This window comes from Nocardia carnea (genome assembly GCF_029868325.1).
Taxonomy (GTDB): domain Bacteria; phylum Actinomycetota; class Actinomycetes; order Mycobacteriales; family Mycobacteriaceae; genus Nocardia; species Nocardia carnea_C.
The window spans coordinates 1-22,792 of the sequence record NZ_JARWNW010000300.1 but is presented as its reverse complement, the minus strand read 5'-3'; the positions used below and the strand labels follow the sequence as shown (position 1 = coordinate 22,792).

General features: G+C 66.4%; 17 protein-coding genes. 9 read left to right on the top strand and 8 right to left on the bottom strand.

The window, feature by feature from the left end; all coding sequences use genetic code 11:
* Positions 1–3 precede the first annotated feature (3 nt).
* From QH196_RS29030 to QH196_RS29020, 3 genes are read left to right on the top strand one after another with little or no spacing between them, the layout of a single operon-like run.
* Entirely contained in the window at positions 4–3,204 is a 3,201-nt protein-coding gene (locus tag QH196_RS29030) for a type I restriction endonuclease subunit R (RefSeq protein WP_280419033.1), read from the top strand.
* Positions 3,205–3,254: 50 nt separating this feature from the next.
* Positions 3,255–4,838: a serine/threonine-protein kinase gene (locus tag QH196_RS29025; RefSeq protein WP_280419032.1), complete on the top strand. Its 1,584-nt coding sequence runs from the start codon at positions 3,255–3,257 to the stop codon at positions 4,836–4,838.
* A 26-nt stretch (positions 4,839–4,864) separates the two neighbouring features.
* The gene (locus tag QH196_RS29020; RefSeq protein WP_348538116.1) at positions 4,865–7,198 is read left to right on the top strand and encodes a GmrSD restriction endonuclease domain-containing protein; all 2,334 of its coding nucleotides are present in this window, start codon (positions 4,865–4,867) and stop codon (positions 7,196–7,198) included.
* Positions 7,199–7,326: 128 nt separating this feature from the next.
* Here QH196_RS29020 and QH196_RS29015 read toward each other — a convergent pair whose 3' ends face one another.
* On the bottom strand, positions 7,327–7,875 hold the full coding sequence (locus QH196_RS29015) for a YdeI/OmpD-associated family protein (RefSeq protein ID WP_280419031.1): 549 nt from the start codon (positions 7,873–7,875) through the stop codon (positions 7,327–7,329).
* Position 7,876: 1 nt separating this feature from the next.
* Positions 7,877–8,296, bottom strand: coding sequence for a VOC family protein (locus tag QH196_RS29010; RefSeq protein ID WP_280419030.1), 420 nt, complete (start codon positions 8,294–8,296; stop codon positions 7,877–7,879).
* Between the two features lie 93 nt (positions 8,297–8,389).
* Between QH196_RS29010 and QH196_RS29005 the strand changes: the two genes are divergently transcribed.
* Positions 8,390–9,334: a helix-turn-helix transcriptional regulator gene (locus QH196_RS29005; protein ID WP_280419029.1), complete on the top strand. Its 945-nt coding sequence runs from the start codon at positions 8,390–8,392 to the stop codon at positions 9,332–9,334.
* Positions 9,335–9,356: 22 nt separating this feature from the next.
* Here QH196_RS29005 and QH196_RS29000 read toward each other — a convergent pair whose 3' ends face one another.
* Positions 9,357–10,379 carry an alpha/beta hydrolase gene (locus tag QH196_RS29000; RefSeq protein WP_280419028.1) on the bottom strand — a complete coding sequence of 341 codons (1,023 nt, stop codon included), beginning with the start codon at positions 10,377–10,379 and terminating at the stop codon, positions 9,357–9,359.
* 195 nt (positions 10,380–10,574) lie between these two features.
* Complete coding sequence (locus QH196_RS28995) at positions 10,575–11,513, bottom strand: LysR family transcriptional regulator (RefSeq protein ID WP_280419027.1); 939 nt, start codon at positions 11,511–11,513, stop codon at positions 10,575–10,577.
* Between the two features lie 97 nt (positions 11,514–11,610).
* On the opposite strand from QH196_RS28995, the gene QH196_RS28990 reads away from it, so the two are divergent.
* Complete coding sequence (locus QH196_RS28990) at positions 11,611–12,846, top strand: MFS transporter (RefSeq protein ID WP_432279571.1); 1,236 nt, start codon at positions 11,611–11,613, stop codon at positions 12,844–12,846.
* 70 nt (positions 12,847–12,916) lie between these two features.
* Here the strand turns inward: QH196_RS28990 and QH196_RS28985 are convergent, their stop codons facing one another.
* Together QH196_RS28985 and QH196_RS28980 are read right to left on the bottom strand one after the other, a co-directional pair.
* Positions 12,917–13,765 (bottom strand): LLM class flavin-dependent oxidoreductase, encoded by an 849-nt coding sequence (locus tag QH196_RS28985; RefSeq protein WP_280419025.1) that lies wholly within the window; start codon positions 13,763–13,765, stop codon positions 12,917–12,919.
* A gap of 168 nt (positions 13,766–13,933) precedes the next feature.
* Positions 13,934–14,509, bottom strand: a complete 576-nt coding sequence (locus QH196_RS28980; RefSeq protein ID WP_280419024.1) for a TetR/AcrR family transcriptional regulator — start codon at positions 14,507–14,509, stop codon at positions 13,934–13,936.
* Between the two features lie 127 nt (positions 14,510–14,636).
* Between QH196_RS28980 and QH196_RS28975 the strand changes: the two genes are divergently transcribed.
* The 3 genes from QH196_RS28975 (at position 14,637) to QH196_RS28965 (ending at position 19,618) form a co-directional block, all read left to right on the top strand.
* The gene (locus tag QH196_RS28975; RefSeq protein WP_280419023.1) at positions 14,637–15,851 is read left to right on the top strand and encodes a GDSL-type esterase/lipase family protein; all 1,215 of its coding nucleotides are present in this window, start codon (positions 14,637–14,639) and stop codon (positions 15,849–15,851) included.
* Between the two features lie 88 nt (positions 15,852–15,939).
* Entirely contained in the window at positions 15,940–18,270 is a 2,331-nt protein-coding gene (locus QH196_RS28970) for a M28 family peptidase (protein WP_280419022.1), read from the top strand.
* A gap of 142 nt (positions 18,271–18,412) precedes the next feature.
* On the top strand, positions 18,413–19,618 hold the full coding sequence (locus QH196_RS28965; protein WP_280419021.1) for a serine hydrolase domain-containing protein: 1,206 nt from the start codon (positions 18,413–18,415) through the stop codon (positions 19,616–19,618).
* Between the two features lie 67 nt (positions 19,619–19,685).
* Here the strand turns inward: QH196_RS28965 and QH196_RS28960 are convergent, their stop codons facing one another.
* Positions 19,686–20,288, bottom strand: coding sequence for a TetR/AcrR family transcriptional regulator (locus tag QH196_RS28960; RefSeq protein WP_280419051.1), 603 nt, complete (start codon positions 20,286–20,288; stop codon positions 19,686–19,688).
* A 158-nt stretch (positions 20,289–20,446) separates the two neighbouring features.
* On the opposite strand from QH196_RS28960, the gene QH196_RS28955 reads away from it, so the two are divergent.
* Positions 20,447–21,301, top strand: a complete 855-nt coding sequence (locus tag QH196_RS28955) for an NAD(P)H-binding protein (RefSeq protein ID WP_280419020.1) — start codon at positions 20,447–20,449, stop codon at positions 21,299–21,301.
* Positions 21,302–21,338: 37 nt separating this feature from the next.
* Here QH196_RS28955 and QH196_RS28950 read toward each other — a convergent pair whose 3' ends face one another.
* Complete coding sequence (locus QH196_RS28950) at positions 21,339–22,541, bottom strand: FAD-dependent oxidoreductase (RefSeq protein ID WP_280419019.1); 1,203 nt, start codon at positions 22,539–22,541, stop codon at positions 21,339–21,341.
* Positions 22,542–22,792: the final 251 nt, after the last annotated feature.

Below are 22,792 nucleotides of genomic sequence, written 5' to 3'. Positions count from 1 at the left end.
CACGTGAGCCCGATCCACCACGAGATCGTTTTCGGCGACGCCATTGTCGCTTCCATGCTGGAATCCGGCTGGCGGCAGGGTAATCCGCATGAGTACCGCCCTGAACTCGGTGTGGATGCGGGTGAACTGTTTGCGTTCATCGGGGCGACACAGTTGCCGGCGTGGACGGATCTGTGCACGTACTACGGCGAGGACCCCAGCGACGAATACGACGATGCCAACCCCAGCGATGCCCAGCAGGGCTTCCTGAGGGTTCTCGACCAGCAGCTGAGCAGCAAGGGGCTCATCGAGGTGCTGCGGTCGGGCGTGAAGGATCACGGCGTCCGTATCCACTTGGCTTACTTCAAACCGAACCTGGTCACCTCCGAGGAAGCGCTCGCCGACTACCGCGCCAACCGGCTCACAGTGGTCCGCGAACTTCCGTACGCCACCAAGTACACCGATCAGCGCCACCGGCTCGACCTCGCCCTGCTGCTCAACGGCATCCCCGTCGCCACCGCCGAACTCAAGAACCCGCTCACCGGCCAGACCGTCGAGGACGCCAAGAAGCAGTACCGCGAGGAACGCGACCCCACCGAACTGATCTTCCGTAACCGGGTGGTCGCCAATTTCGCCGTCGACCCGAATCTCGTCTTCGTCACCACCCAACTCCGCGGCAAGAACACCCGCTTCCTCCCGCTCAACACCGGTTCGGAAGGTCCGGGGCAGCCCGGTGGCGCCGGTAATCCGCCGCCCGCGGGTGGGCACACCTACGCCACGTCCTACCTGTGGGAGCAGATCTGGCACCCGGGCAACTGGCTTGACATGCTGGAACGCTTCATCCACACCAGCACCACCAAGGGTCCGTCGGGTAAAGCCACCCGCACCACGATCTTCCCCCGCTACCACCAGTGGGAGGTGGTCAAGAAGCTCACCGCGCACGCCGCGACCCACGGCGCCGGCCACAACTATCTCGTGATGGCTTCCGCCGGTTCGGGGAAGTCGAACACCATCGGCTGGCTAGCCCACCGGCTCACCGATCTGCACACCCCCACCGACCCCGCCGAACTCGACCCCACCGCCCGCGCGGCCGGCCTCCAACCGGGCACCCCGGTGTTCGACAAGGTCATCATCATCACCGACCGCCGCAACCTGAACTCCCAGCTCCGCGACACCGTCGGCGGTTTCGAGCGGGTGCAGGGCCTGGTCGTGGAGATCGACGAGAAACGCGGCGCGAAATCCGCGCAACTGGCCGACGCCCTGTCGAAACAGCGGGGCAAGATCATCCCGATCACCCTGCAGACCTTCCCGGCGCTGATCGATTTCCTGAAGAAGAATCCCGCCGAACTGCTGGGCGGCCGGTTCGCCATCATCGTCGACGAGGCGCATTCCTCACAGTCTGGTGACGCCGCGACCGCGGTGCGTGCGGTACTGCGCGATTTCGGCCTGGACTCCGACGACGAGGAGACCGGCGCCGTCGAGCTCACCCTCGACCAGCGGCTCGAACGCAAAGCCGAAGCGCGGGGGCAGGCGAAGAATCTCTCCTACTTCGCGTTCACCGCCACCCCGAAGGCGAAAACGCTGGAGGCGTTCGGCACCCGCGAGGGCGACCGGTTCGTCCCGTTCCACACCTACTCCATGCGCCAGGCCATCGAGGAAGGGTTCATCCTCGACCCGCTGCGCAACTACGTCACCTACAAAACGTACTGGCGGCTGGTGAACGAGAACCCCGACGACCGGGAAGTTCCCGAATCGAAGGCCAAGGTGCTGCTCGCCCGGTTCGCGGTAACCCATCCGGCGACCGTCAAACAGCAGGCCGAGGTGATCACCGAACATTTCGTCGAACACACCCGCCCGCGGTTGGGCGGGCGCGCGAAAGCCATGGTGGTCACCGATTCCCGGCGCAGCGCGGTCGCCATGGCGCGAGCCATCCGCGAACACCTCGAGATCAGCGGCTACATCACCACCTATCCGGACGTCGGCGTGCTGGTCGCATTCTCGGGAACGCTCGAGTACGAGGGTGAGGAGACCAGTGAGGAGAAGGAGAACGGGCTGGCCGAAAGCGAACTGCCCGCCGCCTTCGCCTACACCCGGGCCGACGATATCGCCACCCGTTCCGGCGGTAAGGGGCAGCGGGAGTATCGGATCCTGGTGGTCGCGGAGAAATACCAGACCGGGTTCGATCAGCCGCTGCTCACCACCATGTATGTGAACAAGAAGCTGAAAGGCATTGCCGCCGTCCAGACCCTGTCGCGGCTCAACCGCACCCATGAGCGCAAGGGGCAAGACGATCTGGTGGTGCTGGATTTCGTCAACGACGGCGAAGACATCCAGAATTCGTTCCGGCCGTACTACGAACTGGCCGAAGCGATGCCCACCGACCCCAACCTCCTCTACCTGGCCCAGGACCGGGTGCTGGCCGCGCCGATCCTGCTCTCCCACGAAATGCGGTCCTTCGCCGACGCCTACACCCAGGCCGAGGAGAAGGCCGCCGGCTCCGCCACCGCCTGGCAGAATCTGCACGCCGACCTCTACTGGCACCTCGAACCCGCCAAAACCCGCTTCGCAACCCTCCTGCACAGCGACAACCCCGACGACCACGACACCGCCGAGGAATTCCGCTCCGCTCTGCGCGACTACGTGCGGAAGTACGGTTTCCTCGCGCAGATCGTGCCGTACCGGGACGTCGAACTCGAGACGCTGCACCTGTTCGGCAAGCATCTGCTCAACGTACTGCCGCGGCTGGCCGACGGAGGGGTCGATATCGGGGAAATCGACCTCAGCTACCTGCGCGTCCAAAAAATGGGCGAGCAGGACATCAGCCTGGCACCCGAGGGCGCCCAGACTCTGCCCGGTTTCGGCGATGGCTCCGGCGGCCCGCAGGAACCGGAGAAATCGCTGCTGTCGGAACTCATCTCGGCGTTCAACGACCGGTTCGGCACCGAGTTCACCGAAGCCGATGTGGCCAAACAGTTCCAGGCGACGGTCGAGGACGAGGGCGTGCAGCTGGCCGCGCTCGGGAACGAGAACCAAGAGGACTTCCAGGGCAAGTTCGCCGAGGTCTTCCAAAAGAAGATGATCGAGAACTACGCCACCCAGCAGAAACTCGGCAACCGCTACTTCAGCAAAACCGACCCCGAGTTCAAGGAAACCCTGAACAAACAACTCGGCCGCGCTGCGTGGCGGCTGCTCAGGCGGCAACATGGCATCGGCGGCGCAGCCTGAACCACGAACGGACCGCGCCTGGCGCGCGGTGAACAACAGCAGGGGACGATATGGGGAAACTGATCGCCGAACGCTACGAGCTGACCCAGCCGATCAGCTCCGGCGGCATGGGCTCGGTCTGGCGCGGCTACGACAGCGTGCTCGACCGCCCGGTCGCGATCAAGCGCATCCGGGTCGACCAGGTGGACACGGGGGAAGAGGCCGAAGAATTCGCCGAACGATTCCGCCGGGAAGCGCGCGTAACGGCCCGCATCCGCCACCACGGCGTGCCGCAGGTGTTCGACGCCGGACTCGACGTCTCCTTCGAACACGTCTTCCTCGTGATGGAACTGATCGACGGTGTCCCGCTGCTCGACTACATCGAACCGGGGGCCGGGCTACCGGCGTCGTGGGTGGCCTCGGTCGCGGCCCAAATCGCCACCGTCCTCTCCCACGCGCACGCGCTGCCGGTCGTGCACCGCGACCTCAAACCCGCCAATGTGCTCATCACCCGCGACGGCTCGGTGAAAGTGATCGATTTCGGCATCGCCGCGATCCTCGACCGCAATGCCCGCAAACTCACCAAAACCGGCGCGGCGATCGGCACCCTCCGATACATGTCGCCGGAGGCGATGCACGGCCACGTGGTGACCCCGCGCGCCGACCTCTACTCTCTCGGCTGCCTGATCCACGAGATGGCCAGCGGTACACCGGTGTTCGACAACGACTCGCCCTATCTCATGCAGCAAGCGCATATGGACGAGCTGCCGGCCCCGCTTCGCGAACTCCGCGCCGAAGTACCGCCCGACTTCGAACGCCTGGTCCTGGACCTGCTGGAAAAGGAACCCCAGCAGCGTCCGGCCGACGCCTACACCGTCTACGAGCGCCTCCTGCCGTTCCTGCCGCTGCCGGGAACCGAGCTGGAACCGGCCGCCACATACCTGCCGGGCTTGCCCGACCCGACCCGGATATTCCGCCGCCCCAACGCCCCCTTGGAAACAACGCAGGTCGAGCCGACCCGCGCCTATAAACTCGACATCCCACCGACCGCTCCGCTCACCGCGACCCACCTCGACACTGCCGTAGCCAAGGCCCGTGACCGGTACTCGGAACTCTTCGAGCTTCAGCGCTTCGCCCAGGCCGCCGACGCCCTAGCCGCGGTCCTCGAACAAGCCGCCGAAGCGCGTGGTGTGGACAACGCCGATGTCCTGGAACTGCGCCGCCAGATGGCAGCCTCTTGGGCACTCGGTGGCGAATATCGTCGCGCTAGGACTGAACTGGAAGCGCTGGCGGAGGCATACCGCCGCGTGGAGGGTAAATTCAGCGAATCGGCGTGGGAGGTGCGGGCCGCGGCCGTCCAATGTCAGATGCAGCTCGGGGACATCGATGGTGGCCTGACAGCTATGCGTACGCTTATCGCCGAGGTGACCGCAGCCGATAGTGACGGCAGCGACTTCGTCTTGGAACTTCGTTTGGACCTTGCCGAACTGCTCGTGGGGACTGGCGACACGGCGGGCGCACTCGAGCTGCTCGAGGCCCTTCACACTGATCTCTGTGTACTGCGAGGCTCGGAAGATGAGCTGACCCTAGCCGTCGCCGGACGGGCCCGCATGGTGAAAAGCCAGTATCCGTATGTCGGCGAGCCGGGCGGGTAGCCATCCGGCACGCGGATGTTCGCGCGATGTCAGCAGGCGATGTAGTTGATGCGATGGCTGGAACCCCTGGATTCCAGGCGGTGATGTCGGCTCTGCATGACAAGATATTTGTTGAATGTTGTAGTAGCTCTGGAGGTTTCGTGGCCGACAGTCCCATCAGCGGGTTCGGGGTGACAATAGAAGGTGTCTTCTCGTCGCGGAGGTACCGACTGGATACATACCAACGCGAGTTCTCGTGGACGCGATCCGAGGTCCGCCGCCTGGTTTACGATCTTCGCCACAGATTCATGGAAGATCATAGGCCAACTTACGAGCGTCGAAGAGTGGCTGAGTACGCCCCGTATTTTCTCGGGTCGTTCGTTTACCATGAAGATGAAGGAATTACCTATATTGTTGACGGTCAGCAGCGGATCTCAACTTTGCACCTGTTCCTCATATTTCTGCAATCGCTGCTCCGTGACGCCGGACTCGACGGTGACGCAGGCGGGCTGAATCCGCTTATAAAATCGACATCGTATGGGCAGTCGACTTTTACGATTGATATCAGCGATCGGGCCGATTTGCTAGAGCATGTTTTTCGAGATGACGACTACATACTGCCCGCCAACGCCCCTGCGGGTTCCCGGAGGTTGTGGGAGGCTGCAGATGAACTCGAAACAATATTTCCAGAAGACCTTCGTGACGAAGCGCTTCCGTATTTCGTTGATTGGTTGCTCAATCGAGTGTGTATGGTGGGAATAAAAGCGGCGAGCCGCGCCCAAGGTTGGGAAATATACGAAGGAGTAAACGACCGCGGCGTTCGCCTCGGACCGCTCGATCTTCTGAAAAGCCTACTATTGAGAAGTGTGTCCGGCGAGACTGCTGGTATCGACAATAAGTGGCGTGCAATGATCACGGACCTGGCGGCCGTAGACCCCAATGCGCCCACGCGATTCTTGAAGTCATTCTTTGTCGGACGGTATGCTCAGAATATTGAAGACGCCGCAAGAATTGATGAATTGTATGCCCAACTGACCGACAACCCGGTTCAATCTGGAGAGTTTTATAGCTGGTTCCGGGACAGTGTCGATGGACTCGGCATAAAGAGGCAGAACCAGTACCGTGAGCTAATCGACAGTATGAGTAGTTATGCTCGACACTACTGCATGTTGGAACGCGCGGCTCAGTCGTTCTCGGCCGAGCTTCCACACCTATTCTTCAACCGATACAATCGGATTGGTGGGCAGTTCGCCACAGTTATTGCAGCCGTTGATCGGCGTGACGACCCTGTCTCCGTGAAGGAAAAGGCTGAGTTGGTTGGTCAGTATCTTGACCTCGTATTCGTATGGCGATTCCTAGGAGGGCTGCCGGTCACCGAAGATGACCTCGCTGCTGTTTCATGGGATGTGATCCATGACCTTCGGAAATCATCGTCAATGCCCGCGCGGGCCCTTCGGGTAGTCTTGGCGGAGCACGTTCGAGTCTTGGATTATGCATTTACTGGTATGGGCACTTTGGGTTTGCAGGCTAGTAACAAACGTCAGATCAGATATCTTCTCGGTCGTCTGACTTCTTTCGTTGCAGTTGGCTGCAACAAGCCCGACGACTCGGGGCGGTATCTTGCTGAGGATGTTCCCTTCGAGGTCGAGCATATCTGGGCCAATAAGTTTGATCGATATCAGGCCGAGGTGGGGACAAGGCAAGCTTTCGACGCGCACCGGAATCGTCTCGGTGCGCTCGTATTGCTTCCTAAATCTGATAATTCAAGTTATCGTGACAGGCCGTTCGATGAAAAGGTATCCTGGTATCAGCGGCAAAACGACCTCGCGGCATCCTTGCATCGCGATCACCGGAATCATAATGCGCCCTTCAATAGATTCGTGAGGGAAAACAAGTTGGAGAAGGAGTTCCGTGGCTATAGCAAGTTTAATGTCGATTCTATCAATGAGCGACAGGATCTTTATAAGAAACTCTGTGAACGGATCTGGTCACCGGAGAAGTTTGGCGTAAAACCTGTCGTCTTCCCGCGGGCTTCGGACCCTGCGGCGAGAAGGACAAGAGCGCACTATGCGGTTGCGATCAAGGACCTGATTGATGTCGGTGTGCTCGCCGCCAACCAAAAGCTGACCGGTAGGAGGCGTGGACGGATTTATGAAGCGCAAGTAATGCCCGACGGTAGGGTAAAACTGCCGACAGGAGAGGTATTCGGCTCGCTCTCGGCGGCCGGGCAGTTCGTTCTCGGAACGAAATCTTGTCAAGGTTGGTCTTTTTGGAAGGCGCGCGCCGACAATGGTGATGTAGCACTTGTTGACATCCGTCAGCAGGTTCTCGAGTCGGGTCTGCTGGAGCAGCCGAGCCTTGTCGGCAAAATTGGGCGTTAGATTGGCGTCGCAGCTTTGTGAAAACTTCGCCTGTGCCGTGCAATCTGGGAACCCCAGCCAAATCGGTGTTGCTACTTCGGGCCAATCTCCGCGTCTCGGCGGTGCTCCGGTCGGCCCCGTAACTGGGTTCAGCGGTGGTTGGCTCGGAGGTTCGCGGCGGCGAGTTCTACGGTGCGGGTGATTCGTCGCTGCCGTGTTTCCGGTTTCTTGGCCGAGGCGATCCACTCCAGGATCAGGCGCTGGGACGAGGGTGGGAAGGCTGTGAAGTTCGCGTGGGCGGTGCTGTCGGCTTCCAGTGGTTTTCGCAGGTCGTCCGGTAGTTCTTCGGGTGTGCGCTGCCAGGTGCCGTGGGTTTTGGCGTAGTCGATGGTGGCCTGGCCCGCTTCGGTCATCAGGCCCTGCGCGATCATGCGGGTGGCGCGTTCGCGGTTGAGTGCGCTCCAGCTGCTCGTCGGCCGGCGTGGGGTGAACCGGAGCCGGGAGCTGTGGGCGTCGTGTTTGCGGTGTAGTCCGTCGATCCAGCCGTAGCACAGGGCGTGTTCGATGGCCTCGTGGTAACGCAGACCCGGTGTCGCACTGTCCTTGTGGGGGATAACGAGCCAGACCTCGGTCTCGGTGCGGCCGTGGGTTTCCAGCCAGGCGCGCCAAACCTCGGCGCTGGTTGCCGTGACGTCCATATCAGGCGCCCTTCGTCGACTCGACGATATCGAGGTAGTGCTGGTTGTACATCACGCCGAGTGCGTTGCCGAACGGGTCGATGACGGACGCGGTGACGAATCCGGGGCCGCGCTCGGTGACTTCTTGATGCGAGGTGGCGCCCAGTGACAGCAGTCGCTCGTATGCTGCCTCGACGTCGTCGACGGCCCAGTAGGTCAGTGTCGCGCCGATATCCGCACCGGCCCGGCTCGGCGGTGCGAACCGGCTGTCGATGAAACCGAGTTCGTGCTCGAAGTCGCCGATGCGGAACTCGACGTAGGCGTGCGTCCCCTGGACTTCGCGGATGAAGTAGGGGTCGACGCCGAGCAGTTCGGTGTACCAGCGGATGGCGGCGGCGAGATCGTCGACGACGAAGTTTGCGGTGGTGAGTCCTCGCAGCATGGTGGTTGTTCCTCTCTGGTTCCTGACTGTCGGGATTCACTCTTCCAGCTAAAGTGCTCATCAACTGAGCACTTTTCCGGGGAGGTTGGAGATATGCGTGCAGACCGGCTGGTTGCGGCCCTGTTGTTTCTCCAGCACCGCGGGCGGGTGACCGCCGCCGAGCTCGCCGCGGAGCTGGAGGTGTCGGTGGCGACCGCCCGCCGCGACCTGGAAGCGCTGGCGGCGGCGGGTATCCCGGTATATCCGCAGGCAGGGCGCGGAGGTGGCTGGGCGCTCGTGGGGGGCGCGCGCACCGACCTGAGCGGGCTGTCGGCGGCCGAGACGCAGGCGCTGTTCCTCTTGATCGGTTCGGCGGCCGGGGTCTCGGGCGAGGCCAAGACCGCCCTGCGCAAGCTCGTTCGTGCTCTCCCGCATACTTTCCGTGCCGATGCGGAGGCGGCCGCCGGCGCGACCATGAACGATCGGACCGGCTGGAGCGGGCTCGACCGGCCACGACCGGATATCGTCGATCTGCTGCAGAATGCGGTGGTACGCCGCCGGCGGGTGCGGCTGACCTACGCCGATGCGCGGGGAAAGCGCTCGGCCCGCCTGGTCGACCCGTGGGGGCTCGTCGACAAGGACGACGTCTGGTATTTGATCACCGGCACCGACGCCGGACAGCGCACCTTCCGCGTGGACCGTATCGTCGAGGCGGCGGCGACCGAGGAGCCGGCGCAACGTCCCGACGATTTCGCGCTCGACCGGGCCTGGCAGGAGGTGGTCGGCGAGGTGGAGCGGAAGCGGTCGCGCACCTGGGCGACGGTGCTGATCGAGACCCGGTACATGCCGATCCTGCGTGACCATTTCGGCCGCCACTGCCACACCGAGGCCGAACTCGGCGACGGGCGCAGCCGGGTGCGGATCGCCGCACCGACTCCCCGTGATATCGCCCGCAATCTCGCCGGCTGGGGCTCGATGGTCGAAGTGGTCGAACCCCAGCCGGTGCAGGCGGAGTTGGTGCGGATCGGCGCCGAGCTGACCGGGCTGTACGGTCACTGACCCGCACCGCCCGGCAGGTTGCTCAGGCCGGGACTCCCAGCGAGCCGGCCAGGAACGGCCAGGAGTGGTGCAGATCGTCCTCCCAGTACCCCCACGAGTGGGTGCCGACCGGCCGATCGTGCAGTGTCACCGGGATGTTCAGTTCGTGCAGCCGGTTGGTGAGGTTCATCGTGCAGTGCTGGATGGCGGCTTCGATCGGCCCGCCGAAGGCGATCTGGACCGGCAGCGGAATCCGGCCCTCCTGGACCCGTTTGTCGGCGGGAGCGTCGTGTGGTGCTGCGGGGATACCGCTGCCCGTGCTCAGGTAGATGGCGGTGCCGCGCAGCCGGTCGGCATTCACCAAGGGGTCGTTGGCGCGCCACAAGGGCCCGTTGCGGGGGCCCCACATGTTTTCGACGCTCTGCCCACCACCCCAGTTCTCGACGGTGATCCGGACGAATTCCTGCCCGATCGGGTCCGATGTCTGCGCGCAGCCGCTGTAGGAGGCAACGCTTTTCCAGAAACCCGGTTTGGCGATGGCGAGGTTCAGTACCGAAGTACCGCTCATCGATACGCCGGCCAGCGCCCGGTTACCGTCGGCGCCCAGGAATTCCTCGATCACCGGTGGCAGCTCTTCGTTGAGGAAGGTTTGCCATTTGTTGCGGCCCAGGGCGGCGTCGTCGCGGACCCAGTCGGTGTAGTAGGAGCTGGCGCCGCCGAAGGGGGTGACGACATTGACATCCTTACCGCGGAGAAAATCCACGGCATCGGTTTGCACGTCCCAGCCGCTACCGGCCGGGCCGCCCTGCGAACCGTTGAGCAGATAGAGGGTGGGGCGCGGTCGTGAATCATCCGCGGCGCGGATGACCTGAAGTTGGATCGGCCGGTTCATCGCGGGCGAGAACACCGATACCAGTTGCTGCCGGTCGTTCACCTGCTGCACCGAGACCACGGCCGCCGGGTCCGCTGTCGCGGTGCCGCCGGTGCCGAGGAGACAGGCGGAGGTCAGGGCGGCGGCGAGTGCGCAGCGCACGGCGGTGGTGCGGGGGGATCGCGGTGTTCTCAAGGTCGGCCTTTCGTCTGCCTCACACGGTCACGGTCCGGATGACGCCGGGCGGCCGCCGTATTCGCCGGCGGTCCGGATCGGCATCGGAAGAGGTTCGTGTTGCCACGGCCTCCGGTTTGGTGCCGGGGGACAGCGAACGCGAGTGTTACGGCGAGAGTCGGCGCAGCGGCTGTCCGGCCTGTTCGGCCGGTGCCGTCAGGCGACGGTAGCGCCGGTGGGGATGGCAGGTAGTGGTGCCGCGCCGGGGAGTTCGCCGAGTATGGCGGCCAGTTTCGTCAAAGGTGGCCGGCGGTGGGCGGAACGCCAGATCAGCGCCATCCGGGACTCCTCGTCGAAACCGGTGACGTGGACGAAACGCAGGTCGGCGCGCTGGTTGCGTTCCGCTACGGGGCGGCAGGTCAGCATCGCGTACCGGCCGGTGGCGGCGAGAGTCATACCTTCTTGGAGCGTCGTTACCCGGACCGTCGCGGTGATGGACCTGCCGAGCGGGGTGAAGCGCGGGAAGTGTACGTCGCGCCAGTATTCCGGTGCGGGGCCGTCCACCGATACGAGGTTTACGGACGCCAGGGTTTCCGCATCGATGCGCTCGACGGCTGCCAGCGGGTGACTGTGGCCGACGGCCAGCATGCGGGGTGCGGGCGGGAACACGTAACCGACCGAGAGCTCCGGCTCCCGCACCGGTAACAGTGCGACGGCGGCGTCGACCTGCCCGGACAGCACGGCGCCGAAAGGGTCGCCCAGCGGGATTTCCTGCAGGGACAGGTCCACGTCGGGGTTGTCGCGGGCGAATCTGGTGAGAGTCCAGGTGACGGTTTCGTAGGCGATGCCCTGGAAGCCGACGCGGATCGGGCCGGGAAGTTCCCGCCGGGCTTCGCGCCGGGCGCCACCGACCACATCCGCCAGCTCGGTGTATACGGGTCGCACACGTTCCACGAATTCGGCGCCGAAATCGGTGAGTGTGACCCGGCGGCTGGTGCGGTGCACGAGTTGCGTGCCGATAGTGCGTTCCAGCGTGGCGACGAGCTGGCTCACCCGGCTCTGCGATACCCGCAGGCGCTGGGCTGTCCGGCCGAAATGCAGCTCCTCGGCCAGTACCAGCAGACATTCCAGCTCGCGGACGGGTAGGTCCGGCATGCCGCTCCTCCCGGTCACCGCGATCGATCAGTTCAGCTGATCGAACAATGAGCTGATCGTTGTTGTTCCGCGATACCACGCATCATTGACTGGACTAATGTCCATAGTGAGTGAATCGCGGGTGCCCGCGGCCGAACCCGCCGAACGCTGGTCGGCGATCGCCGTGCTGGCGCTGTCCACATTTCTCGTGGTGACGGCGGAGATGCTGCCGGTCGGCATTCTCACGCCGATGTCGGCGGGGCTGGGTATCTCCGCCGGAACCGCCGGGTTCAGCCTGGCTGTCACCGGCGTCGTTGCCGCGTTGGCTGCGCCCTTCGTCGCGCGGGCGATCGGTGACCTCGACCGCCGCCGCGTCCTGGTGGCGGCCGCACTGCTGCTCGCCGTGGGCAATCTGATCACCGCGGCCGCCCAGGGGTTCACGGTTCTCGCCCTCGGCCGGGTGGTGGTCGGGCTGGCCATGGCGACCGTATGGGCGCTGGCGGTTGCGCTGGTCACGCGGCTGGTGAGTGAACGCCGGGCGGGTCTCGCGGTGTCGATGGTGGTGAGCGGTGTCGCGGTCGCCTCCGTATTGGGTGTGCCGATCGGGACCGTGCTGGGCGATATCGCGGGGTGGCGTAGTGCCTTCGGGGCGCTTGCGCTGGCGGCTCTGGTGCTTGCCGCGGGGCTGGCAGTGCTCCTGCCGGAGCTACCCGCACAACCGGAGGCGGCCGGCAACGCGAACACCGGTTCGTTGCTGGCGATTCCGGCGGTACGGACGGGCCTGATCGCGGTAATTCTCCTCGTCACTGCGCATTTCGCCGCCTACACCTACGTGCGGCCTGCGTTGGAGGAGTTGTCGGGTGTTCACGGTATCGGGATCTCGCTGCTGCTCCTGCTCTACGGGCTCTGCGGGATCATCGCGAACTTCGCGGCGGGCGCGGCGGCCACGCGGCGAGTCCGTTCCACGTTGCTGGCCCTGGCGGCCGGAATCGCCGTCGCACTGCCCGCTCTGCTCCTGCTGGGAACCAGTCCGCTGGGTGCCGCTGCGGTACTGGTGCTGTGGGGACTGTCCTACGGAGGTGTCTCGGTATGCAGCCAGCTCTGGGCAGTCCAGGCCGCACCGGACCGGCGCGAAGCCGTCACCGGCCTGTACGTCGGTGCCTTCACCGGAAGTATCGCGCTGGGTTCCTTCGCGGGCGGCGTGATCCTCGACGGTGCCGGGTTGACCGTGCTGCTGTGGGGTTCGGCCGCGGTGGCAGCGGTGGCCGCCCTGGCCACGGTGTCCGGTGGTGCCGTGCGTGCACGCAGGGGCCGGGCTGCCGAAGCGGAAGCGGCTGGGGCCGGCGCCGAGTAGGACGGCCGATCGGGCCGGGTTCACCTCGTGAGTCCGTGGACGCAACGATGGTGAGCCCGGTCCCTGACGATCAGGCGACGATATCGGCGAGCCGGTCGACTTGGCCGGGGTCGGTGCCGTAGCAGTACAGCACCACCTCGTCGGCGCCGAGGTCGGTGAATTGTCTTATCGCCGTGCGGATCTCGTCGGCGGTGGTGCGCAAACCCGACACCATGTTCTCGGCATAACCGGTGAATTCGTAGTAGGCGCCGAGAGCCGCGCGCACTTCGTCGACCAGTGAGGGCGGGCCGAGGGCGACGTTGACCTGGGCGACGAATCGGGGTTCCCCGGTCCGGCCGTGGTCGCGCCAGGACGTGCGGACCGAATCGTAGAGGTCGCCGCACCATTGCGCCGGTGCGGCGGAGAGGTAACCGTCGCCCCAGCGGGCCACGCGCGCCAGAGCGGCCGGCCGGAAACCGCCGAAGAGGATCGGTGGTCCGCCGGGACGGACGGGGGCGGGGCCGATCGGGCCACAGTCGGGGCCGAACGGGTCGCCGGACCACAGGCTGCGCAGCCGGGCGAGTTGTTCGTCCATGCGGCGGCCGCGGGTGCGGAGTTCGACTCCCGTCGCGAGATGGTCGTCGGCGCGCCCGCCGACACCGAGACCGAGTACCAGCCTGCCTCCGGACATCCGGTCCAGTGTCGCGACCTGTTTGGCCAGGAACGCGGTATCGCGTAACGGGGTGAGCAGCACTTCGGTCTGCACCCGCACGCGGCTGGTGGCGCCGGCGACGGCGGCCAGCGCGACCAGGGGTTCGGGATTGTCGTAGACGAGGCGGTCGAGCAGGCCGAGGGGCGAGAAGGGGCCGGCGTCGGCGCGGCGGGCCCAATCGAGCAGGGCCGCGGGGTCGGCGATGGGCAATCCGAGTCCGATATTCATCGGTTTCCTCCAGGAAAATGGGTGGGCGAACAGCGCCGCCCACTCCATCGCCGGACATCCCGGCGCGGGCTCTCGTTCTGCGGCTGTACTTCTGGAGAGCGCCGATCGGATTGCGCACACTGTAGGCCGGGAATTCGGATTTCCACAAGCGGGAGGGCGCCGCCGGGATCACTGCCGGCGGGCCGGCCAGTTGGTCAGTGTGAAATCCAGGACCTCGAGGATTCGTGACCAACTGTCCGTGGCGGAGGGGGCACTGTGGTCGAAACCCCCACCGAGTTCCAGGGCGGCGTAGCCGTGGAAAACGCTGCCCAGGAGTCGCACCGCATGCGTCTGATCGGGTTCGCCGATATCGTAGCCGCGCAGGACGGCGCGCATCATGTTCGCATGCCGGACGCCCGCGCTCGCGGCGGCGGTCTCCGCGGGTAGCCGCATCCGGGCAGCGGCATAGCGGCCGGGGTGTTGCCGGGCGTAGTCGCGGTAGACGTTCGCGAAAGCGGTCAGTGCGTCGGGGCCCGCGCGGCCGGCGACGGCCTCGGCGGCGCTGTCCGCCATTTCTTCCAGGGCCAGCAAGGCGATCCGTGTCCGGAGGTCCTGGGAACTCTTCAGGTGGGAGTACACGCTGGCGACCTTGACGCCGAAGCGCCGGGCGACTTCGGAGACGGTCACCTGATCGAAACCGACTTCGTCTGCCAGTTCCGCGCCGGCTCGGGTCAGCCGTTCCGGGGTCAGTCCTGTTCGAGCCACACCGACAACCATACAGCATTAACCGTTTGCCTAAACCATTTAGGAAACCTACTATGGCCTGTGCTGAGCGCTGAGGGCCCGTAAGCGGCCGGCGCGACCTCCGAGAAACCGATGTACAGGTGAAACCATGCACTGCGATGCCGAGTGGGCAACCACCGCGATCACCGCGGATATCGTCCGCGGTGCTTTCGAACTCGAACACACCGAACGCGGCATCCTGCCGCATCGCCTGCCGGCCTGGGCGCGTGCCCAAGGCGACGGGCAGCTGGCGATGGCGGAGAGCCAGCCCTCGGGTGTCCGGCTGGTGTTCGGTACTTCGGCCACGACGATCGAACTCGATACCGTGGCCACCCGGCTGGGGTACGCGGGTGCTCCCCGCCGTCCGGCCGGCATCTACGACCTGCGTATCGACGGCCGGTTGGCTGCTCAGGCCCATGCCCCGGGCGGAGATACCGTGACCATCGATATGGCCACCGGGAACACCACCCGGCAGCCGGGGCCGGTGGGTACGGTGCGCTTCGCCGATCTCCCCGCCGGATTCAAGAACGTCGAAATCTGGCTGCCGCACAACGAAGTCACCGAACTCGCCGGTCTGCGCACCGATGCCGCCGTCGAGCCGGTGCCCGGCGGCGGTCGCGGAGTGTGGCTCCAGTACGGCAGTTCGATCAGCCAGGGGTCCAATGCGGGGAGCCCGTCCACCACCTGGCCCGCGCTGGCGGCTGCCCGCGGTGATGTCGAACTGACCAATATGGGGCTGAGTGGCAGTGCCATGCTCGACCCGTTCGCCGCCCGGGCAATCCGCGATACCCGGGCCGATCTGATCAGCCTCGAGATCGGCATCAATCTCGTCAACGCCGATGTGATGCGGATGCGCGCCTTCGGGCCGGCCGTGCACGGGTTCCTCAGCACTATCCGCGAGGGACATCCGACGACCCCGTTGCTCGTGATCTCGCCCATCTACTGCGAAATCCACGAGCACACACCGGGGCCGGGCGCCTTCGATCTCGAAGCGCTGGGCGCGGGAGAAATGCGCTTCCTCGCCACCGGCGACCCCGCCGAACAGGCCAACGGAAAACTGACGCTCACCAGCGTCCGTGAGGAGCTGTCCCGCATCGTCACCCAGCGGGCGGCAAACGATCCGCACCTGTTCTACCTCGACGGGCGCGAACTGTACGGCGAAACCGACTACCGCGAGAACCCGCTGCCCGACCGGCTCCACCCGGACGCCGCCACGCACCACCTGATCGGTGAACGGTTCGCCGAACGAGTGTTCACCGCCGACGGTGCATTCGGTGACCGGCCGGGAAGCGTCCACCGCCCGGCCGTCGCGGCGAGGGTGTGAGAACAGCGGCGCTGCCACGAAGACGGGGGAGTCCGCGAAACGCGATACGACCACCGGGTCTCCCCGCGGAATCCTCTAACGTCTGATCGTGATCCGAAAACTGATCGACACGCCCCGCCGGGTGCTGGGTGCGGTGGTGCTACTGGTGCTCGCGGGTGTGGCGGTCCTGGCGGTCCGGGCGGAAGGGAACGACCGGGAGCTGGTGCCGGCGGGGAAGACCGGACAGTTCAGCGCGGAGCGCGGGCTCACGCATCTGGAACGGTTCGCGACCGAACCGCGCCCGCTGGGCAGCCCGGCGAGCGACCGGGCCGCGGACTATATCGCCGGGCAGATGCGGGCCGCCGGTTTCGAGGTGGACAACCAGCACGCGGTCGGGGCCAGTACGGCGCCGGGCCTGGCGGCCTTCGGCCGGGTCGACAATGTGATCGCGACTCTCCCTGGCCGGCACCCGACCGGGACCGTGCTGGTCGCCAGCCATTTCGACTCCGCCGCCACCGGCCCCGGGGCGTCCGACGACGGGGCCGCCGTCGCGGCGATGCTGGAAGTGGGACGGCTGATCGGGGCGCAGGGCGGGACCCGGAACAACCTCGTACTGCTGTTCACCGACGGCGAGGAGGACGGGCTGCTGGGTGCGGAGGCATTCGTCCGCGAGCATCCGCTGGGGCGCGCGGGTGGGGTGGTGCTCAACTGGGAGGCCCGCGGGGTGAGCGGGCCTTCGCTGATGTTCGAAACCTCGCGGGGCAATGCGGAGCTGTCGGCCCTGTTCGCCGAGACGGTGCCGGATCCGCGCGGTGATTCGTCGATGGTCGAGATCTACCGGAAGTTGCCGAACGATACGGATTTCACCGAGTTCCGGGAAGGCGGATTCGACGGGTTGAATTTCGCCTATATCGAGCAGCCCGCGTTCTATCACACGGCCGGTGATTCACTCGCCAACCTCGACCTGCGCAGTCTGCAACACCACGGCGAGAACATGCTGGCCATGACGCGGGCACTCGGCGCCGCGGATCTGCCCGGTCTGCGCACCGACCGGGACGCCACCTACTTCCGGGTCGGCCCGCTCTCGATCCACTACCCGAACGCGCTGGTCTGGCCGTTGGCGGTGCTGGCCGCGGCGCTGGTGGTGGGGCTGGCCGTGCCGGCGCGACGCCGGGGGCTGGCCAGTGCACCGCGGATGGTGCTGGCGGCGGTTTCGGTGGTGCTGCCGCTGGGGGTGGTGATCGGGCTCGGACAGGCGCTGTGGTGGCTGCTGGTGGCGCTGCGGCCGGGATACCACATGATGAACGGCCTGCTGTACCGGCCGGATTTCTACGAGGCCGCGCTCGCCGCGCTGGCCGGCACCGCGCTACTCGTCTGGTATCTGCTGCTGCGGGTGCGGCTGGGTCCGGCCGCGCTGGCGATCGGGGCACTCGCCTGGCCGGCTGTGCTGGGGTTGGTGTGCGCGGCGGCGGCGCCGGGCGCAGCATTCCTGTTCACCCTGCCGGCCGGGTGCGCCGCGGCCGGTGCGCTGCTGGCGATGATGCCGGTGCGGTGGGCCGGTTGGCCCGCGGTGATGCTGGTGGGCGGGCTGACGATCTCGGCCGTGTTCCTGCCCGTGGCCGCCCGCGGTGTATTCGATGCGGTCGGGATGGTCTACGCCGGAGCCGGCGCCGCCTGCTTGGCCTTGTTCGGTCTCATGCTGCTGCCCGCGGTCGAGCTGCTGCTGCCCGAACCCGAAGCGTTCACGGGGAAACCCTGGGCGCTACCCCGGACCAAGGTCTGGGCCGTGCCCGCGACGGTGGCGGTGCTCGGGATCGCCGCGGTGGGTGCGGGTCTCGTCGCCGATACCGCCGATCCGGCCCATCCGCAGCGCAGCCATCTCGCCTACGTCCTCGACGCCGAAACCGGGCGGGCGCACTGGGTGAGCGCCGAACGGTATCCCACCGACTGGACCGGCCGATATGTCACCGGCCGCGATACCTCCGGCCTCCCGGCCGGTTACGCACACGAGCCGCTGTGGACCGGGCCGGCGGACCCGATCGATGCTCGGGCACCACGGGTCGAACTGCGTGGCCGCGACGGCGAAACCGTGACGATGCATGTGACATCCCCGCGCGCGGCGACCTCGGTGATCCTGCGCTTCGATCGGCCGATCGATCTCGTCACCACACAGGTTCCGGGTGCCGCACCGGTCACCGTCCCCGTCACGGGGATGCGCCCGGACGGGCTGCCGGGCGAGATCCGCTTCCGTGATCTGCCACCCGAGGGGGCCGATTTCACGGTGCGCACTCCCGGCGCGGATCGGGTGCGCGTTACGGTCTTCGACGAAAGTCACGGTCTCACCGAAGCACCCGGATTCCGGCCACGACCAGCGGATACGATCGCCTCGATCCGTCCGGACGGCGATGTGATGGTAGTGGTGCGCACATACGAGTTGTAATCGCCTACGACGGTCGGCGTAGCCGGCTCATCGATCTCCTACGACTGTCGTCGTGCTCGGCGAAGTCTCTCGGCAGATTCGCGACCTCCCCGGTCGGCGCGAAAGTTGGTGCGTTCGCTACCGAGTCGAGAGGACGAACGACGTGAAGATCCGACACATAGCCATCATGATGGCCGCCGCGCTGAGTATCAGTGCCTGCACAATGGCCTCCTCTGACAGCCCCGAGCCCGCGGACGCAGTGGACACCGAGCGCCTGCGCGTCGCGCTGGCGGCAATCGAGCGTGCCGGGATACCGGGGGTTTTCGCGGAGGTGCGCGCAGGTGACGAGGTGTGGAGCCACGCCGCCGGAGTCGCCGACCTGGCCTCCGGCCGTCCGGTAACGCCGGATATGCGGCACCGCATCGGCAGCGTCACCAAGACGTTCACCGCGATCGCGGTCATGCAGCAGGTCGAGCAGGGCCGGGTCGATCTCGACGCGCCGATCGGCGACTATCTGCCGGATGTGGTGCCGGGTGAACGCGGCCGGAAGATCACGGTGCGGATGCTGATCAACCACACCAGCGGCCTGCCCGACTATCTGCCGTACGCGTTCCCTTCGCTCGCGGGACTGTTCACCGGCGGCGAGGTTTCGGCGGACAGTCTCGACGACAACCGGTTCCGGAAGTGGGATACAGCGGAATTGATCGCCTTGGGCGTGAACGCGCCTGCCGGCGAGCCGGGCGCGCTCCCGGGCGTGTACTCCAACACCAACTACCGCATCCTGGGCGAATTGGTGCGGCACACGACCGGTATTCCGTTCGAGCGCTACGTCACCGAACAGGTGATCGCGCGGGCGGGACTCGAACACACCTACTTCCCGGACCGGCCGGAACTCGACGAGCCGCACTCACGGATGTACGAGGCGCTGTACGGCGTCATCGATCCGCCGCGGGACTACAGCACCTACGACAACTCCTGGCTCGGCCCCGGCGCCGGGCTGGTTTCGACCATGGCCGACGTGAACACGCTCTACCGCGAACTGTTCGCGGGTGCGCTCGTCGGCCGGGAGACGCTGGAACAGATGCGGCAGACGGTTCCGGTGATCGCGCTGGACGGGCAGCCGATCGAGTACGGGCTCGGTGTGCACAAGGTGGAACTGCCGGGCTGTGACACGCTCTGGGGCCACGACGGTTCGGTTTTCGGGGCCTCGATGATGTCGCTGCACTCGGCCGACGGGCAGCGCCAGATGTCGGTTGCGGTGAACCTGGTACGCGTGAACCGGCCCGATGCCGCCGGGCGCCCGCAGCCGCACCCGGCCGACGACGCGCTCGCGGCGTTCTACCGGGCCGCGATGTGCCCGGCGGTGTAGCCCGTGTAGCCAGGCCGGTGCGTCCACGGCCTCGGCAGGCGACGCGGGCGCAAGGACAAGGATGCTGTCATTGTCCACGCTGGACGGAGGAGCGCCCGCGGATGCCGTCCAGCAGGTACCGGGTGCGGCGGTCGTAATCGTCTCGCGGAGGCCGTGTGCCGTACTTGAGGGCGAGGGCGGTGTCGACGACGAGTGCGTGGAGGTCGTCGGCGGTGAACTCCGGCCGCAACGCACCGGAGGGCCGCGCCGCTGCGATGAGCTCTTCGTTGGCCTCGCTTCCGGCCCGGCAGATCTCCATGAGCTGCTCCGAGTGCGGATATGTCTGCAACAGGACGTCGTTGAAGGCGGGCTGCCGGTACTGGAGGTCGCGGAGCGCGGTGAGGTAGTACGCGATCCGCTCGCCGATGTCGTCGATGGTGCGGGTGTGGTCGATAACGGCGAACAGCTCACTCGCCACGACCTCTTCGATGACTGCTTCGATGAGACCGATCCGCCCGCCGAACCGGTTGAAGATCGTGGCCTTGCTCACGCCGGCTGCCTTGGCGACCTCCTCGAGCGGCACCGTCAGGCCTTGCCCTCGGAAGGCGCCGATCGCGGCGGAGCGGATCTGTTCGGAATTGCGCCGGGCGTCGGCACGCAGCCGGGATTCCGGAGGCACCGCACCGGGCATGGTCCTCACCGTCTCTTTCTGTTGCCCGCCGTCATAACTTGACTCATCGAGTCAGCTTACCTACGGTCGCAGGAAGCAGAGAACTTGACTCGATTGGTCAACTTATAGTTCCGCCCACCCGGAGACGGACGTCGTGGGCGCTCAGGAAGGTCGAGAACATGATCGTTGTCACCGGCGCCACCGGTGGGCTGGGTGGGGCCACCGTCGAGCACCTCCTCGAGCACGTACCCGCCGACCGGATCGGTATCAGTGTCCGCGACGCCGCCAGGGCGCAGCACTTCGCCGACCGTGGTGTGCGTGTGCGGCAGGCCTCCTACGAGGACCCGGCCGCGCTGCGTGACTCGTTCGCCGGTGCCGAGCAGATCCTGCTGGTGTCCGGCAACGACCCGGCCGCCGATATGGTCGGCCTGCACCGCACTGCCATCGAAGCCGCGGTCGCCGCCGGCGCCCGGCGGATTCTCTACACGAGCCAGCACGGCGCTGTCCCCGGCAGCCCGTACCGGCCGTCGGATATCCACATCGCCACCGAGGCCATCCTCGGCGACTCCGGAGTCGACTGGACCGCACTGCGCAACGGCGCCTACGGCCCGCTCGATCAGGTTCTCGGCCCATGGCAGCGGACCGGCGTGATCGCTCAGCCCGAAGACGGGCCGATCCCGTATACCGACCGTGCCGATATCGCCGAGGCCACCGCGGTCATCCTCGCCGGTGACCGCTCCTTCGATGGTCCTGTCACCCTTACCGCGCCGACCGCCCTCACCTTCGACGATTTCGCCCAGATCGCCTCCTCTCTCACCGGTCGCACTATCAAGCGAACCGTCCTGGACGGCGAAGGCTGGATCGCCGACCAGATCACGGCCGGTGTGCCGGAGCAGATGGCCCGGCTCCTGCTCACCTGGTACCAGGCAGCCCGCGCGGGCTACTTCGCCGAAACCGGCCCGCTGCTGGCCGAACTCCTCGGCCGCGAGCCCCGCACCGCCGCTGAACGGCTCGCGGGCCATATCGCCGGCTGAAGCCGGGAGTGCCGGGAAGTACGGCAAAACGAACGGCCTAGTTGTTCGCGCGCCGGATCGCGCGCTGGACCAGGCTGCGTATACCCGGTAGCCCGATCGCGCGCAGCATGAGTTCACCGGCCCAGACCTGGGCGCGGGTCGCCGGAGCGAACCTGCTGATTCCCTTGCGCGCCAAGTCTTGTCGTTTGCCGACTTCCGGTCGCAGCGACGACTCCCAGGCCGCGAGCGCGCCGGGGATGTCCTCGCTGTGCTCGGCGAGCGCCGAGCCGAGGCGGTCGGCGCCGTCGAGGGCCAGGGCCGCGCCGTAGCCGGCGAATACCGTGACGCACCAGGCGGCGTCGCCCAGCAGGACGATGCGGCCGTCGCTCCAGCGGTCCATGACCACCTGGCCGACGGAGTCGAAATAGGCCCCGCCCGGATCGGTTTCCAGCTGGTGCAAGGCCTCGGTGACCCCGCCGCCGAGATCCCCGAAGGACTGCGTGAGCGCGGCGGCGGGCCCCCGGTCGAGTTCGGCTCGGGTATCGGGGCAGCGGTAGGTGAAGAACGTCGAGGAACGCTGTGGGCCGAGGTTCATCACCCCGGCGGTGCGACCGGGGCCGATGAAAGTGGTTCCGGCGCCGTCCGGTACATGCTCCGGGGCCGCTTCGAGCGGGAACGCGCCCACCATATGGCCCAGGTCCACCAGGTACTCGGCTTCGGGGCCGAAGACCAGTTCACGGATCCGGGAGTGCACGCCGTCGGCACCGATGAGCAGATCGGCCCGGATACGGCTGCCGTCGCCGAGAGTGGCGTCCACCGCCTGCGCGTTCTGGGTCACCGCGTGCACGGTGGTACCGAACCGGATATCGGCATGCTCGGCCACCGCGTCGTACAGCGCCGATTCCAGGTCACCGCGGAAAATGCTGAGCGCCCGGGTGCCGACGGCGGCCTCGGCGACCGCGGCCGGTAACCGGAACTTCTCACGACCGTCGGCGTGGACCATGATCGAGGTGAAGAAGCCGATATCGTGCGGTGCCAGGGCCGGTACGAGCCCGAGCCGTTCGGTCGCGTCGTATCCGGGGCCGTGCAGGTTCACCAGGTAGCCGCTGCTGCGCCGGGCCGGGGCGCGCTCGACCACCACGACCTCCCAGCCCTGCCGGTGCAGCCGTAAGGCGGCGGCGAGTCCGGCGATACCGGCGCCCACCACGAGGGCCCGCTTCTTCTTCGTATCCGCCGCATCCGGCGCTTGGATGGCTGCCACTACCACTCCCGTTTCCGACCTCTGGCGGTGTGCTCCACACCGATCATCGTCAACCCTAAGTTGACGACACCCGTGCGTCAACTCTTGGTTGACGCATGGGGTGCGAGGCTTCGTGTTCTGTGGCCGGATCCGGATTTCGCTCGCTGAGGTGTTACCCGAAAAGCCCTGTTGGGGGGGCGCGGGACGGGGCGCCCCCCCCGGGTGGGGTGAGAACACCAGGGCGGGGGCGGGGGGCAGGCGGCGCGCCCCCC

Bases quoted from the DNA above. Each gene is read 5' to 3' on its own strand.
- QH196_RS29025 (WP_280419032.1), top strand. From the start codon at position 3,255: ATGGGGAAACTGATCGCCGAACGCTACGAGCTGACCCAGCCGATCAGC.
- QH196_RS29020 (WP_348538116.1), top strand. From the start codon at position 4,865: ATGTCAGCAGGCGATGTAGTTGATGCGATGGCTGGAACCCCTGGATTC.
- QH196_RS29015 (WP_280419031.1), bottom strand. From the start codon at position 7,875: ATGGACGTCACGGCAACCAGCGCCGAGGTTTGGCGCGCCTGGCTGGAA.
- QH196_RS29010 (WP_280419030.1), bottom strand. From the start codon at position 8,296: ATGCTGCGAGGACTCACCACCGCAAACTTCGTCGTCGACGATCTCGCC.
- QH196_RS29005 (WP_280419029.1), top strand. From the start codon at position 8,390: ATGCGTGCAGACCGGCTGGTTGCGGCCCTGTTGTTTCTCCAGCACCGC.
- QH196_RS28995 (WP_280419027.1), bottom strand. From the start codon at position 11,513: ATGCCGGACCTACCCGTCCGCGAGCTGGAATGTCTGCTGGTACTGGCC.
- QH196_RS28990 (WP_432279571.1), top strand. From the start codon at position 11,611: ATGTCCATAGTGAGTGAATCGCGGGTGCCCGCGGCCGAACCCGCCGAA.
- QH196_RS28985 (WP_280419025.1), bottom strand. From the start codon at position 13,765: ATGAATATCGGACTCGGATTGCCCATCGCCGACCCCGCGGCCCTGCTC.
- QH196_RS28975 (WP_280419023.1), top strand. From the start codon at position 14,637: ATGCACTGCGATGCCGAGTGGGCAACCACCGCGATCACCGCGGATATC.
- QH196_RS28960 (WP_280419051.1), bottom strand. From the start codon at position 20,288: ATGCCCGGTGCGGTGCCTCCGGAATCCCGGCTGCGTGCCGACGCCCGG.
- QH196_RS28955 (WP_280419020.1), top strand. From the start codon at position 20,447: ATGATCGTTGTCACCGGCGCCACCGGTGGGCTGGGTGGGGCCACCGTC.